Here is a 14,194-nt window from a genome sequence, read left to right as displayed (position 1 = left end):
TTTTAGGGTGAAATTAAAGAATAAACTGGTGCAGGATATACGCTGAGGTCATCATGCCGAATACAAAAAAAAGGCACGACATGACGTCTAATTGAAAGCGCTGTTCAAGTTGAGTTTCAACCCGCTGTAAATTTTCTTCTTGTACGATTTTCATAGATATTTCATTCCGATCTATATTATCGTTAAATCCTATTGCTTGCTCATATTATAAGCATAAAAAATTGACTAAATAAAGTACTAATTGATTTTGATTAAAAAATACTCATAAATCTAATTTTAATCCACAAAACAGAATATCAATAAGAATTAAATATTCGCGATATTATAATAAAATTTTGTTTATATTCATTTTTTTATAAATCATAGTTTTTGTCGTAAATAAATTTAAAACTATGGATAAGTTATTTTAATTTGAATTTAAAAATCGTATTAATATGAAAATCTGTGGATAAAATATACACCATAATATGGTCATATTGATTTTTAAACTCTTCTCAAGCAGAAACGGGATGTAAGACACACCTTTAAAGTGTGCTACATCCCGTTATCAGCACTGAATAAATCTAGAAGGATTTAATTTTTGGAATGGATACTGGCTTGAACCCAAATGTTGCCACGAATGTATTGACCAATATTAAAGTGCTTATATTGCTCATCTTTGGTAGCAATGCGAATCAGAGTTGCTTCCTGATTTTCATCATGAATGAGCGTCACATCATAGAGCGTATATTCTTGTCCCATAAATTCTAGGCTGGTTTTGCCGACAATATTGCCTTGAAACCACGCTTCGTCTTCTTGTCCCATTTTTTCGCCATACAGATAGGCAACCATCTTGGAAAAATCGACGGTGACAGGGGCTTTATCATCTTCACACTTGGGTTCCCAAGCATCAATTTGTTCTTGCAAGTTCGCGGGTGCAATCCCATCATTCGCCGCCAGAATATCATTCAAGGCACGGTGATGTTTGATAGAAGCAGGATCATCTACCACCAATTGTTCGTGTTCTGAAACTGCTTCTAGTTCATATGCCCATGCATTCAGTTGAACTAAATAGGTTTGATCTTTTTGATATTGATCGTGATTGACGCTATATAAGCTATCAAACGCATAAACAATACTGTTTTCACCCAAATTTAAGCGCAGTACAGCTTGGGTGTTGGACTTACAGGAAATAATCCGTTCAATTGAGGCTTTGACTTTATATGGGCTTTCAAAACTTGGAAAGGCCGTTTTTACTGCTTTGGGTTTATTGTTTTCAACAGCAATTACTTGGCAAAGTTGAACTTTTTCTTTGCTCGGACCTTGAATGAGCCATACAGAGGCATCCATTTCACATTCTTCACGGCAAAGTCCCATTGGCATAATGGGTGCATCAAGTGCCAGACCTAGCCATTTGGGAACTTCATAAGTTGGATTTTCTGTCAGCAGATTCCAATGCTCAATATGGCTGCCGAAGTTTTGATCTTCAATCGTGATCATTTCAGGTCTGTTTTGATTTTTCATAAGCACAATTTTGAATGTTCAGTGGCTTTAATCTATTAAATCGAGGGTGATTTGAATATTTCAAGTCTATCTGAATGAAATTAAGGATAAAAATTTAAACTACACCGAGATTGAGGATTCAGCATGCAAGACGTGTTATAGATTTGTGAGGATAAAAGTGGGGGATTGGGTGCATTCAATGATGATGCTTGAATTGGAATAAAACTATACTTTTCAAGTATATTTCAAATCAACAGCAGAGTAATGCTTGAGTTTTTGCTAAACTGCTAGCTCTTTTTTCATGCCGTAGGTGCGTGTGCTGCCATTTAAACTTTGGGTAGATGCCGATGCATTACCAAAAATTTTACGTGAAGTGATTTTGCGTGCTTCAGATCGTTATCAGTTAGAAGTCACTTTTGTTGCCAATCAAAACGTGGGAATCACACCTTCAGTTCGCATTAATTCAATTCAAGTCATGAGTGGTGCAGATGCTGCCGATCAGGAAATTGTCACGCGTATGCAAGCCAATGACATTGTGGTCACGCAGGATATTCCTTTAGCAGCTCAAGTGATTGAGAAAGGTGGGATTGCGATTCATCCGCGCGGTGAAATTTATACCACTGCCAATGTGAAAGCTCGTCTGCATTTACGTGATTTCATGGATACCTTGCGCGGAGCAGGGGTGCAGACAGGTGGTCCACCACCGATTTCTGAACGTGATAAGCGTGAATTTTCGAGCAGCCTCGATCAGACCATTCAAAAACAAAAACGTAAAACCAGCGTTTAATTGGAATTGACTATGCCTTCCAAAGCCAATTTGATGTCCACCTATGCCTTATTGGTGTTCATTTGGGCAACCACGCCTTTAGCGATTGTGTGGAGTGTTTCAGATATTCATTTAATGTGGGCGTTGGTATTGCGATTTTTTATCGCCTTGCCTTTGGCTTTGGGGTTGGTTTATTTGCTGAAAGTCCGTTTGCCATTTGATCGGATCAGTTTGCAAAGTTATCTAGCAGGTGCCGCAAGTTTTATTGGCTCGCAAATCTTTACCTATTTGGCAACGCGCTATTTATCTTCAGGCATGATTGCCTTGATGTTTGGTCTAGCACCGATTATGGCGGGATTGATTGGACGTTTTGCTTTTCAGCAGCATTTGCATCGCTTGCAATGGCTTGGCATGTCTATTTCAGTCACGGGTTTGGCAATTATCTGTTTCACAGGCAGTCAACAACACGTACATCCGACAGGCATTCTGTTGATGCTGCTCAGTGTATTTATTTATGCCTTGTCGATGTTTTGGGTGAAAAAAGTCAACGCACCGATTAATCCGATTGCGCAAGCTACGGGATCGATCATGATTTCCAGTATCGTGGCTGCCTGTCTGATTCCGTTTATTTGGCAGTATGCCCCAACGCAGATGCCACAAATGAAATCGATATTGGCATTGCTGTATACCGTGGTAATGGCATCGCTGATCGCCATGTTCTGCTACTTTAAACTGGTGCAAAACTTACAACCGACCACCATCTCGTTGACTACGGTAATGACACCGATTTTAGCCATGTTGATTGGGGCAGTGCTGAATCAGGAAATGCTGTCTTTGATGGTGTTTGTTGGGGCAGGCATTTTATTGTTTGGCTTATTTGTCTATTTTTATCGAGATTTAAAAGCGAGCCGAGCACTCGCTTTAAAATTAAAGTCTTCCAAATAGTCTTTGCAATTAGTCCTTCGCTTGTTCGAAGCTGACACACTCTGCTAGTTTGACGCGGTCTTGTGGATGCAGGGTAATGAAATAGGCACCTGTACGGAATTTTCCTTTACCTTCAGCGCGGCTGTACACTACCTGTGCTGTCGCAGCAATATGAAAGAAGTTCTCAGGATGGCTCAAGGTCACATGAATATAGGTGCCTTCCTGAATTTCGCGATCGCTGTGAAAACTGAACCCACTCTCTGAAAAATTGACATGTTCAGGTACAGGTAACATGGATTGTACAATTGCGTCGTATAAAGAACCGGTAATCAGGTTTAATTTTTGGTTGAATAAGGATAATATTCGAGCAATTTGTTGATCTTTTTCAGTTAATTGTTCTAATTCGTAGTTTAAAGCCAGATCAAATTGATCTAATTCTGCGAGTAGTAGAAAATAGCGGGGCAAGACAAAATTTGGATCGTAAGGATCATTAAGAGCAACATCATCAGAAATAATCTGATAATTAATTCGCAAGGCAGCATCGATACGTGACATAACGCGACGTTCCGCTGAGGCGCTTTGATGCTGTAAATTTTCCATAATGTATTACCTCGGACTAGATGGTATGTTTAAACCAATCTCGCTGTACATCGGGTTAAGATATACTCGCGCACGGCGTAGCAACCACTTTATTTCTTTTATTGCTCTGGTTTCCATGATCGGTCTCACCTTGGGTGTCGCTGTGCTCATTACAGTATTATCTGTGATGAACGGGTTCGATCGCGAACTGAAAAACCGAGTTTTGGGCATGATACCTCAAGCCACTGTTTCATCAACACAAATTTTAACAGATTGGCCTGAACTTGCAAAAAAAGTTGAACAGCATGAGCATGTTAAAGGTGTCGCGCCATTTACTCAATTACAAGGCATGATTACTGCGCATGGCCAAGTTTCTGGTGTTATGGTGACAGGTATTGAACCAGAATACGAGAAAAAAGTCTCGATTATTCAAGACCACATGGTCGAAGGTAGCATTGATCAGTTAAAGAAAGGTGAATTTGGCATTGTTTTAGGAAAACAGTTAACAGATGCATTGGGCTTAGGGCTAAATGATAATGTGACTTTGGTTTTACCTGAAGCAACACCGTCACCTGCGGGTGTGGTGCCGCGTTTCAAGCGTTTTAAAATTGTCGGTATTTTCAGTATTGGTGCAGAAGTTGATTCCATGATGGGTTATATCGCCCTGAACGATGCTTCGACCTTGCTTCGCTTACCTGATGGTGCACAAGGGATTCGGTTAAAACTGGATAATATTTTTGCTGCACCGCAAGTGAGTAATGATATTGTACGCGAATTGCCTGGTAACTATTATGCTTCTGACTGGACCTATACGCATGGTAATTTGTTCAGTGCCATTCAGATGGAAAAGGCAATGGTGAGTCTATTGCTGTTCCTGATTGTCTTGGTTGCGGCGTTTAATATCGTATCTTCACTGGTAATGGTGGTGACCGATAAAAAGGCGGATATTGCAATTTTAAGAACCTTGGGGGCTTCTCCAGCGACAATTACCAAAATCTTTATGGTGCAGGGCACTGTGATTGGAGTCATTGGTACGGTTGCAGGTGCGGTATTGGGTATTATTTTCGCGACGGGGATTAGTGGTTTTATTGACTGGGTGAATACGGCCTTGGGTCTGCATTTATTTGATGCCTATTTTATTAACTATTTACCTTCTTATTTAAGATGGCAAGATGTGGTGATTATTGTCAGCTTATCTTTAATCTTAAGTTTCTTGGCGACTATTTATCCAGCATTGCGTGCTGCCAAAATTCAACCTGCGGAGGCTTTGCGTTATGAGTAACGTGGTATTAGAAGCCAAAAATGTGGTGAAACATTTTACTGATGGTAAATCTACGGTTGAAGTGATTAAGGGGGTGTTCTTAAAAGTTCATGCGGGTGAGTTCGTTTCAATTGTCGGTTCGAGTGGTTCGGGTAAAAGTACTTTGTTGCATGTGTTGGGTGGCTTGGATCGTCCGACTGAAGGGCAAGTCTGGCTGAATGGTCAGCGATTCGATCATATGGGCGAAGCCGAACGCGGCTATTTACGTAATCAACATTTAGGTTTTGTTTACCAGTTTCATCATCTTCTACCTGAGTTTACAGCTCTGGAAAATGTAGCAATGCCCCTTATGTTACGTGAAGGCACTAACTATAAAGATGTCAAAGCGCAGGCGGAGTATTTGCTAAATCGCGTTGGGTTGTCACATCGTTTAACGCATAAACCAGGTGAGTTGTCAGGTGGTGAGCGTCAGCGCGTGGCGCTCGCACGTGCTTTAGTGGCTAAACCTGCCTTAATGATGGCAGATGAGCCCACAGGGAATTTAGATCGTAAAACAGCGGTTAAAATTTTTGAATTGCTGAGCGATTTACGTCAAGAATTTAACATGGCGATGTTAATTGTCACGCATGATGAACAGTTGGCTCAAGCGGCAGATTCAGTCTTACATATGCAGGATGGTATTTGGGCTGAGTCCGAATAAAAAACGAATTATCTAGTTTCCCTTGAAGCCCACTTCGGTGGGCTTTATGATGTGCGGCACTTATAAAAATAATATGAATCATAATGATGCAATATGTACTACTCGCTTGGATTCTCGGCATGACTGGCATGGGCAAGGTCTGGTCACTCACCACTGTTACGTGTGTCATGTTTGTTATCTTCTGGATGATGATTCAAATACTGGTGGTTAAATGTCCGAATTTTAAACCTCAGCTTTTTAGATTTTTCAGCATCATTTTTTTATGTTTATTTAGCTTCAATCTGGCTTATTTATATGCCGATGCTGCACTCACTCAGCGTATGGATTTACGAGAGTCGATTACAAAGCACGCTGAAGTTATTGTGCATGTCAAATCAATGAATCAGATTCAGTCGAATCGTATCAAGCAACCTGTCACCGTACTGAATTATAGAAAGCAACCTGTGAAATGGTTAGCTTATCTACAGCCTTCTTCTAATCAGTCACTGGAGCTGGGAAAGTACTACCGTTTGCGCGGGCAGATTTTACCTGCACATAGCTATGCAATTGCAGGCGCATTTGATCAGGAAAAATGGCTCTTACAACAGAACATTATGGCAACTTTCCAAGTTCAAGCAGTGGAAGAGCTGACGGAACAAGCACTTTATGCAGCAGGACAAATGCCTTATGTACGGAAACAACAGGGGCTGATTGCTAAAACGTTATTGGCAATTGAACAGCAAAGGTTGAGTTTACGATTTACTTTCCAGCAACAGTCTTTACGTAATGCAGGTTTGCTTTTAGCCTTATTAACGGGAGATCAAAGTTTACTGAGTCCTGATATCGAAGATTTATTTAAACGGATGGGGTTGAGCCATTTATTGGCAATTTCTGGACCACATGTGTTGATCTTTGCGGCATTATTCTGTTGGAGTTTACACCATCTGATTATCCGTTTTACTCCAACTTGGTATTTGCGTTATCCGAAGCCTTATCTTTTGGTGGTTCCTTTTTGTATCGGGGTACTGCTGTATTCAGCCTTTGTCGGCTTTGAAATCCCAGCATTGCGGACGTTGTTAACCAGTTTGATTATCGCTGTTCTGATTTTATGTAAATTTAAACTTCAACCTGTACAAGTCCTGCTGTTTAGTGCTGCAATTTTATTATTTCTCGATCCTTTTAGCATTCTATCGGCTGCTTTTTGGTTGTCCTACGGCGCTTGTCTGGTACTTCTGAGAATTTATCAGACGGTACAACAGCAACCTACTCAAATCGTAGACACTCGTGTAGGTCAATTAAAGTTATATGTTGCGCTGTTATTTGAGTCGCAATGGAAAATTTTTATCGCATTACTGCCATTGATGCTGATTTTCTTTCAACAAGTCGTGTGGATTGCGCCATTCAGTAATCTTGTGGCATTACCGTGGCTGAGTATATTGGTGGTACCTCTCAGCATTATTGCGACCTTGTGTTTATGGATCCTTCAACCTTTAGGTGTATTGCTGTTTCAACTGAATGATTTCAGTGTGTCATGGTTACTTTCAATCCTCAATGGTACAGATCAAATGCTGGGTTCAACCGTACAAAATGTTGCGTTGAGCTGGGGGATGCTAGGCGGACTGATAATAGGGCTTTGTATTTTGTTCCTTCCACGCGGTGTGGTTCCAAAAAGTTGGGCGATGGTTTGTATGTTGCCGATTTTTATTGTGGATGAATCCAAGCAGCCGTTTGAATTGCACATTCTCGATGTGGGGCAAGGGCAAGCCATCTTTTTACAAAAGAAAGATCAGCAGATGATGATTGATATGGGCGGTAATTATGATGAACAGAAATTCAGTGTCGGCAAGCAACTCATTCGTCCCTTTCTAAATAGTAAAGGGATTACCAGTCTGGATCAGCTCATTTTGACCCATTTAGATCAAGATCATAGTGGCTCATATTTTTCCTTACGCTCAACTTTAGCTGTTCAAACCATTTACAGTAATGAATGGGTTGAGGTCATGCCCAATTCTCAATTTCACTATTGCCACGCTGGGCAGGTGTGGCAATTTGATGATGTTAAAATTCAGGTCTTATCTCCACGACAGGAGCAATTAGCCGCAGTTGCGAATCAGCAGAATGAATTGTCTTGCGTTCTCTATGTTCAAGTTGAACATGCTCAGCCATATGCCAACTTTTTACTTATGGGGGATGCGGGCTGGGAAGCCGAACATCAGATTCTAAAAGCCTACCCAGATTTAAAAGTAGATGTATTGGTCTTGGGACATCATGGCAGTAAGCATAGTTCGGCTTATGATTTTTTGCAGCGGCTCAAGCCTAAAATTGCGATTGCATCAGCAGGAATTAACAATCGCTATGGGCATCCGAGCATTTTAACTCAACAACGCTTGCAGGCATTAGGGATTCCGTTATATACCACAATCGACAAGGGTAGCATTCAGTTTATTCAGAATGGGAAGCAGATAGAAATGCAGTTTTACCGTGATCAGCAACGTTGGCTTAATCGTTAGTGTCTAATTGTTGTGTTCTAACTTTCGTCACAAGTTGCATTGCTTGTTCATGTGGCAAGTTATACAGATTACGCAGTTCAGGGTTGGCTTTAAAGCGCTTATAGCTCCAATGGTAATGCTCAGGAAAACGATGAATTAGGTTTTCAATTTCCTGATGAATCACATGGGTACCATCATTGGCTGAGCCTTGATAAATACTTTCAGGCATCGGTTCGATATACATGTCAAACCCATGAGCATCATTACGAATTGCATATAAAAATAGTGCCTTTGCCTTGGTTTTTTGAATCAGTTTGGCACTTAAGTTGCTAGATTCTAATGGTAAGCCAAATAGAGGAATAAGATCTCCTCCTATGTTCGGTGTATGATCTGGCAAAATGACCGTAGTGCCACCTTGTTTCAAGGCTTTAAAAATCTGCCGTACACCAGTTTCATCGGTGGGAACTAAATGTGCTTGTTCACGGCTGCGCGCGCTACGTACAAAATTATCGGCTGCCAGATTTTTTACAGGTTTATACAGAATTGTCATTTCGGTAAATTGAGCGACCCAAGCATTCATCACTTCCCAAGTTCCAAAATGAGGGACAATCAAGACCACGCCTTTTTTCTCGGCAAGTGCATCATGTAAATACTGTTCGCCAGTAATCGAATGAATACGGGAAATATTTTTTTGATTTTCAGAACCCCAAATGCTGAAAAATTCAAAATAGGAGGTGAGTTCGTTGCGTATCGCATTTTGAGTAATTTGTTCACGTTGGCTTGTCGTGAGTTCAGGCAAAGCAATTTCAAGGTTAAGACGAATGGTTTGAGATGTTTTAGATATTTTTAACAGGTTCACCAAGCCAGCCAGTGAACGGGCAATCATGCGAGAAATTTGAATAGGTTGTCGACTTACAAATTGAAGTACGCGATCAGTCATTGTTTTTGGAGTTTTATCAGTCATTGCCTAATGGGTATGGGGATAAGAAATATAAAACAGCAATTATTATAGGCGAAAATACAGGGTTTAAATAGTTTATTGCGTCTGCATGTATATAATGAGGTTAATTTTCTTCATTATTGGATCATCTTATATGTCCGATTGGCCACCTAAACCACAAAACGAAAGTCATATTACACAACAAAATTTAGAAAAGCAGTCTGGAAAAGAATGGCAGATTCTTGAGAAAGCCGTATTAGCTTCGGTGGAAGAACAGCGCCGTGCTCGTCGTTGGAGTATCTTCTTTAAATTACTGACCTTTGCTTATATTCTTTTTATTTTAGTGATTTTAGGCAAAGGCTGTAGTACGGCTACGACCGATGTCAGTTCAACTACAGGTGCTCATATCGCGGTTGTTGATGTTATTGGGACGATTGCCGCAGATAAACAAAGCGTGAACAGTGAAGATACCATCAAATCGTTGAAGAAAGCATTTGAGAGTAGCAATAGTAAAGCTGTTGTCTTGAATATCAATTCACCAGGTGGCTCACCTGTACAATCCGATGAAATTTGGCAGGAAATTCAGTATCTGAAGCAGCAGCATAAAGATAAAAAACTGTATGCCATTATTGGTGATACAGGGGCATCGGGGGCTTATTATATCGCTTCGGCAGCGGATGAAATTATTGTTAATCCATCAAGTCTGGTTGGCTCGATTGGCGTGATTATGCCGAATTATGGTGTCAATGGATTGATGCAAAAGTTGGGTGTAGAAGATCGCACCATGACTTCGGGCGAAAACAAAGCGATTTTATCGATGACACAACCTGTTGATGCCGCTCAGAAAGCGCATGTACAAGCTTTATTAGACAATGTTCATGATCACTTTATTGAGGCTGTAAAAAAAGGTCGTGGGGAAAAACTGAAATCTCAGGATACTGCAATTTTCTCAGGATTATTCTGGACTGGTGAGCAAGCAGTTAAACTCGGAATTGCTGACCGTACAGGTAGCCTAAATAGCTTGAAACGTGAACTGAAAATCGATAAAACTGTGGACTATACCGTTCAATATAATCCATTGGATTCTGTTCTCGGGCGTATGGGAAGCTCAATCGGGAAAGGTTTTGCGACTTCACTTGCTGAACAGGTTCAAGCAGAGCAAACGACAAAATTACAATGAAACCACTGATCCACTTTGCGCATGCCAATGGTGTGCCTTCTAAAGTTTATGAAAAACTCTTTCATTTACTTCGCGATGATTACGATATTGTCTATGTTCCACTCATAGGAACTGACCAACGTTACCCTGTGACCAATCATTGGCCGCACTTGGTGGATCAGCTGACTGACAGCATTGTGCGTCAGGCGCATGGGCGTCCCGTGATTGGACTGGGGCATTCTTTGGGGTCGGTCCTGACCATGATGACCGCTTATAAGCGTCCTGAATTATTTCAGCAAGTGATCATGCTCGATCCGCCACTGATTATGGGTAAAGCTTCTTTGTTGTTCCATACTGCAAAGCTGTTTCAACCAAAGCTGGTGGATCAGATGACGCCAGCAGGTCTGAGTAATCGTCGTCGTGATCATTGGGAGTCCCGTGAGCAGGCAGGCGAAATGTTAAGACCGAAAAGCTTGTATCAAAAATTTGATCCTGAGTGTTTTCAGGCTTATCTGGATCACGCCCTGACCGAAGATGCGGAGCGCGGTGGGGTAACCTTGACGATTCCCAAAGCTGCTGAGGTTGCCATTTTTCGTTATACGCCATCTTGGTGGTGGTTACCCATGTCGAAACCAAAAGTCCCGATGCATTTGGTGGTGGGCGATCAAAGTGAGTTCTTAAAACATAAATTTCCCCAAGTCGCGCAGAAAAAAGTGGGTATTCCATTTAGTGTGGCAGAGGGGGGGCATATGTTTCCCTTAGAACGACCTGAAGCGACAGTAGCGTTGATTAAACAGCTGATTCAGAAATCATAGAACATAAAAAATGCATCCGAGGATGCATTTTTTCTTTGAATCATATTTTTACAGTTTGCAAAATTGAATCGGTTCATTCAACGCTTGATTGCGATATATGACGGTATTTGCATTCTGATATTGCAGGGCGCCTGTACAAATCCATTCTACCACTTGAGGATAGATCAGATGTTCGAGTTCATGTACGCGCTGCGCGAGTTGCTCGACATGGTCATGATGACCAACCTTTAACACACCTTGCGCCAGTGAATGTCCTGCATCTAGCTCTGCGGTAACATAATGTACGGTACAGCCGTGATATACATCACCAGTATTCAATACCCGTTGATGGGTATGCATGCCTTTATAATGCGGCAGTAGAGAAGGGTGAATGTTCAGCATTTTACCTTCCCAAGCACGCACAAATTTGGCACTCAGAATACGCATGAAACCCGCCAATACCACTAAATCAACATCCCATGCCAATAACTGTTGATGCATGGCATCATCAAATGATTCGCGTGTTGGATATTGTTTATGTTCAATCACAGCAGTTTGAATACCTGCTTGTTGAGCGCGTGTGAGTGCATACGCTTCAGGTTTATTGCAGATAACTCCAACAATTTCACCTGATAGACGAGCGTCTATCAGGGCTTGTAAGTTACTGCCACTGCCTGAAACAAGGACAGCGATTTTCATTATGCAAAGATTACGCGGATTTTCTCGTCAGCACCTTCAACAGATTCAGCATTGTCTACAATGTGACCCATTGCCCATGCTTTTTCACCTTGTTCAGTTAAAAGTGCAATCGTTTTATCTGCATCTGCTGGATCTACCGCAATCACCATGCCTACGCCACAGTTAAATGTACGGTACATCTCGAATTGTTCAACACCACCTTCTTTTTGAAGAAGTTTGAACAATTCTGGCCATTCCCAAGAAGATTCATTAATAATTGCTTGCGCGCCGTTTGGAAGTACGCGAGGTAAGTTACCCGGTAAACCACCACCCGTGATGTGCGCCATCGCATGTACATCAACTTGTTTGCAAAGTTCAAGAATTGGTTTTACATAAATACGTGTTGGCTCCATTGCTGTTTCAGCAAGTGGGCGACCATCTACGATTTGTGCAAGATCGACGTTTTTTACGTCTAAGATTTTGCGAAGTAAAGAGTAACCATTTGAATGTGCGCCGCTTGATGCAACACCAATTAAAACATCGCCTGCTTTAACTTTAGAGCCATCAATGATTTTGCTTTGCTCAACTACACCTACGCAGAAACCTGCAAGATCATAATCTTCGCCTTCATACATGCCAGGCATTTCAGCAGTTTCACCACCGACCAATGCACAACCAGCAAGCTCACAGCCTTTACCAATACCTGTAACCACATCAGCAGCAACATCAACATTTAAGTGACCAGTTGCATAGTAGTCAAGGAAGAATAAAGGTTCTGCACCACACACTAAAAGGTCGTTTACACACATGGCAACCAAGTCTTGGCCAATCGTGTCATGACGGTTTAAGTTCAAAGCTAAACGTAATTTTGTGCCGACACCATCTGTGCCAGATACGAGAACAGGCTCTTCATAGCCTTTCGGAATTTTACATAGTGCGCCAAAGCCACCTAATCCGCCCATCACTTCAGGACGAGTTGTACGCTTAGCGACAGATTTGATTCGATCGACAAGTGCGTCGCCCGCTTCAATATCGACACCTGCATCTTTATAGCTTAAACCAGTGTTTGGGGTAGAAGTTGAGTTGCTCATAGTGAAGTCTCCGCATTTGCGCGGGGATTATAACCCGAATATACGAAACTCTTATGTTATTTATGCTCTAAAATGCTATCTTTACTTAAATATTTTACTTTTTATAACGATTAAATTGAAAAAGGCGGGTTTCTATGGTCGATCGAACCTTGCGTCGTATTTTTATCCTTGCGGGAATCGCACTTATTCTTTGGGTTTTATATTTATTAAAGCCTGTGGTACTGCCATTTATTGCAGCATTTTTAATCGCTTATTTATTTAATCCTCTGGTCGAAAAATTTCATAATATTGGTTTACCAAGATGGCTTGCCATCAGTATTGTATTTGTCGGGATTGGGGTCCTCTTGACTTTAGCCATTTCATATTTGGTGCCGTTAATTTGGCAGCAGTTAATGTATGCCAAGGGGAGTATTCCAGCGGGGATACATTGGTTAAATGATACTTTTTTACCATGGTTGTCGCGCACCTTTAATCTGGTGCAGATGGAAATTGATACACATCAACTGTCAACGACGGTCATGGACTATATTCAGACTAACTATAGTGCTGACAGCATTCAGGCAATGGCACTTAAAATTGCACAATCAGGTTTAAGTTTTATCCAAATTGGCGGCACGGTGGTTTTAATTCCTGTGATTGCTTTTTACTTCCTGTTGGACTGGGATCGTATGCTAGACAGCATGCGTCGACTAATTCCACGTCCTTATGAAGAATCGACACTAAAGATTGTGGGTGAATGCCATAGCGTGCTAGGTGCCTTTGTGAAAGGGCAATTTTTGGTGATGCTGCTGCTTGGTATTGTTTATGCGGTTGGCTTACAATTAATTGGCCTTGAAGTCGGATTGATCATTGGAATGATTGCTGGTTTGGCCAGTATTATTCCTTATTTGGGTTTTGCTGTCGGGATTATTGCTGCAGTCATTGCTTCTTTATTCCAGTTTGGCTTGGACTGGATGCACTTGGCGCTGGTTGCTGTTGTATTCATGATTGGTCAAGCAGTGGAAGGTTATATTCTGCAGCCATTTTTACTGGGGGATAAGATTGGTTTATCTCCTGTTGCGGTGGTATTCGCGGTATTGGCGGGTGCGCAACTGGCAGGTTTTCTAGGCATGCTGATTGCCTTACCCGTCGCTGCAGTGATTGTAGTGCTGCTTAAACATGCACGAGAATGGTATGAGCAGAGTCAGTTGTATGGTACGCAAACAATCTTCACTTCCAATGCAGAAGCAGATTCTATTAGTATAGAAACGTCACAACTGGAAGTAGACATTGAAATTAAAGATCACCCTGCAAAAGATCAGCAAGTTGCTGAAAAATCAAGTAACATCGAACCTAAACCATAAAGCGTATAA

Annotated in this window: 14 protein-coding genes; 8 read left to right on the top strand and 6 right to left on the bottom strand. The window is 41.4% G+C overall.

Translation table 11 applies throughout. The annotated features are described in order from the left end of the window. Positions 1-13 precede the first annotated feature (13 nt). The gene (locus tag GWK51_RS16440) at positions 14-154 is read right to left on the bottom strand and encodes a hypothetical protein (RefSeq protein WP_171334037.1); all 141 of its coding nucleotides are present in this window, start codon (positions 152-154) and stop codon (positions 14-16) included. A 419-nt stretch (positions 155-573) separates the two neighbouring features. Beyond that, on the bottom strand, positions 574-1,503 hold the full coding sequence (locus GWK51_RS02210; protein ID WP_161932501.1) for a hypothetical protein: 930 nt from the start codon (positions 1,501-1,503) through the stop codon (positions 574-576). 295 nt (positions 1,504-1,798) lie between these two features. On the opposite strand from GWK51_RS02210, the gene GWK51_RS02205 reads away from it, so the two are divergent. Together GWK51_RS02205 and GWK51_RS02200 are read left to right on the top strand one after the other, a co-directional pair. Then, complete coding sequence (locus GWK51_RS02205; protein ID WP_100241081.1) at positions 1,799-2,269, top strand: YaiI/YqxD family protein; 471 nt, start codon at positions 1,799-1,801, stop codon at positions 2,267-2,269. 12 nt (positions 2,270-2,281) lie between these two features. Continuing rightward, positions 2,282-3,193, top strand: coding sequence for a DMT family transporter (locus GWK51_RS02200; RefSeq protein WP_161932500.1), 912 nt, complete (start codon positions 2,282-2,284; stop codon positions 3,191-3,193). Positions 3,194-3,202: 9 nt separating this feature from the next. Here GWK51_RS02200 and GWK51_RS02195 read toward each other — a convergent pair whose 3' ends face one another. Then, a complete protein-coding gene (locus tag GWK51_RS02195) occupies positions 3,203-3,772 on the bottom strand; it encodes a PilZ domain-containing protein (RefSeq protein ID WP_100240988.1) in 570 nt (189 codons plus the stop codon). Positions 3,773-3,797: 25 nt separating this feature from the next. On the opposite strand from GWK51_RS02195, the gene GWK51_RS02190 reads away from it, so the two are divergent. The 3 genes from GWK51_RS02190 to GWK51_RS02180 all read left to right on the top strand — a co-directional run bounded on the left by GWK51_RS02190 (position 3,798) and on the right by GWK51_RS02180 (position 8,201). After that, entirely contained in the window at positions 3,798-5,033 is a 1,236-nt protein-coding gene (locus GWK51_RS02190) for a lipoprotein-releasing ABC transporter permease subunit (RefSeq protein WP_161932499.1), read from the top strand. Continuing rightward, positions 5,026-5,712: a lipoprotein-releasing ABC transporter ATP-binding protein LolD gene (lolD, locus tag GWK51_RS02185; RefSeq protein WP_161932498.1), complete on the top strand. Its 687-nt coding sequence runs from the start codon at positions 5,026-5,028 to the stop codon at positions 5,710-5,712. The genes GWK51_RS02190 and lolD overlap by 8 nt, the downstream gene beginning before the upstream one ends. Positions 5,713-5,795: 83 nt before the next feature. After that, positions 5,796-8,201, top strand: a complete 2,406-nt coding sequence (locus GWK51_RS02180) for a DNA internalization-related competence protein ComEC/Rec2 (protein ID WP_161932497.1) — start codon at positions 5,796-5,798, stop codon at positions 8,199-8,201. Here the strand turns inward: GWK51_RS02180 and GWK51_RS02175 are convergent. Beyond that, a complete protein-coding gene (locus GWK51_RS02175) occupies positions 8,191-9,144 on the bottom strand; it encodes a lysophospholipid acyltransferase family protein (protein ID WP_161932496.1) in 954 nt (317 codons plus the stop codon). The two genes, GWK51_RS02180 and GWK51_RS02175, sit on opposite strands and share 11 nt — an antisense overlap. Before the next feature lie 130 nt (positions 9,145-9,274). On the opposite strand from GWK51_RS02175, the gene sppA reads away from it, so the two are divergent. Then, complete coding sequence (gene sppA / locus GWK51_RS02170) at positions 9,275-10,300, top strand: signal peptide peptidase SppA (RefSeq protein WP_161932495.1); 1,026 nt, start codon at positions 9,275-9,277, stop codon at positions 10,298-10,300. Continuing rightward, on the top strand, positions 10,291-11,094 hold the full coding sequence (locus GWK51_RS02165) for an alpha/beta fold hydrolase (protein WP_171519137.1): 804 nt from the start codon (positions 10,291-10,293) through the stop codon (positions 11,092-11,094). Before sppA ends, GWK51_RS02165 begins: the two co-directional genes overlap by 10 nt. Positions 11,095-11,142: 48 nt before the next feature. Here GWK51_RS02165 and purN read toward each other — a convergent pair whose 3' ends face one another. Both purN and purM read right to left on the bottom strand, forming a co-directional pair. Continuing rightward, entirely contained in the window at positions 11,143-11,775 is a 633-nt protein-coding gene (gene purN, locus GWK51_RS02160) for a phosphoribosylglycinamide formyltransferase (protein ID WP_161932783.1), read from the bottom strand. After that, the gene (purM, locus tag GWK51_RS02155; RefSeq protein WP_161932494.1) at positions 11,772-12,842 is read right to left on the bottom strand and encodes a phosphoribosylformylglycinamidine cyclo-ligase; all 1,071 of its coding nucleotides are present in this window, start codon (positions 12,840-12,842) and stop codon (positions 11,772-11,774) included. Before purM ends, purN begins: the two co-directional genes overlap by 4 nt. Positions 12,843-12,976: 134 nt before the next feature. Here purM and cxpE point away from each other — a divergent pair, with 134 nt between their 5' ends. Beyond that, entirely contained in the window at positions 12,977-14,185 is a 1,209-nt protein-coding gene (cxpE, locus tag GWK51_RS02150; RefSeq protein WP_161932493.1) for a chloramphenicol efflux transporter CxpE, read from the top strand. Positions 14,186-14,194 lie beyond the last annotated feature (9 nt).

Origin of the sequence: Acinetobacter kanungonis (assembly GCF_009939195.1) — a bacterium.
Taxonomy (GTDB): Bacteria; Pseudomonadota; Gammaproteobacteria; order Pseudomonadales; family Moraxellaceae; genus Acinetobacter; species Acinetobacter kanungonis.
Note: the sequence above shows the minus strand (reverse complement) of the source record. Positions and strands in the feature narration are given on the sequence as shown.

Excerpts from the sequence above, each read along its gene's own strand:
- GWK51_RS02175 (WP_161932496.1), bottom strand. The coding sequence starts at position 9,144 with ATGACTGATAAAACTCCAAAAACAATGACTGATCGCGTACTTCAATTT.
- GWK51_RS02210 (WP_161932501.1), bottom strand. The coding sequence starts at position 1,503 with ATGAAAAATCAAAACAGACCTGAAATGATCACGATTGAAGATCAAAAC.
- cxpE (WP_161932493.1), top strand. The coding sequence starts at position 12,977 with ATGGTCGATCGAACCTTGCGTCGTATTTTTATCCTTGCGGGAATCGCA.
- GWK51_RS02190 (WP_161932499.1), top strand. The coding sequence starts at position 3,798 with ATGTTTAAACCAATCTCGCTGTACATCGGGTTAAGATATACTCGCGCA.
- lolD (WP_161932498.1), top strand. The coding sequence starts at position 5,026 with ATGAGTAACGTGGTATTAGAAGCCAAAAATGTGGTGAAACATTTTACT.
- GWK51_RS16440 (WP_171334037.1), bottom strand. The coding sequence starts at position 154 with ATGAAAATCGTACAAGAAGAAAATTTACAGCGGGTTGAAACTCAACTT.
- GWK51_RS02200 (WP_161932500.1), top strand. The coding sequence starts at position 2,282 with ATGCCTTCCAAAGCCAATTTGATGTCCACCTATGCCTTATTGGTGTTC.
- sppA (WP_161932495.1), top strand. The coding sequence starts at position 9,275 with ATGTCCGATTGGCCACCTAAACCACAAAACGAAAGTCATATTACACAA.
- GWK51_RS02195 (WP_100240988.1), bottom strand. The coding sequence starts at position 3,772 with ATGGAAAATTTACAGCATCAAAGCGCCTCAGCGGAACGTCGCGTTATG.
- purM (WP_161932494.1), bottom strand. The coding sequence starts at position 12,842 with ATGAGCAACTCAACTTCTACCCCAAACACTGGTTTAAGCTATAAAGAT.
- GWK51_RS02180 (WP_161932497.1), top strand. The coding sequence starts at position 5,796 with ATGATGCAATATGTACTACTCGCTTGGATTCTCGGCATGACTGGCATG.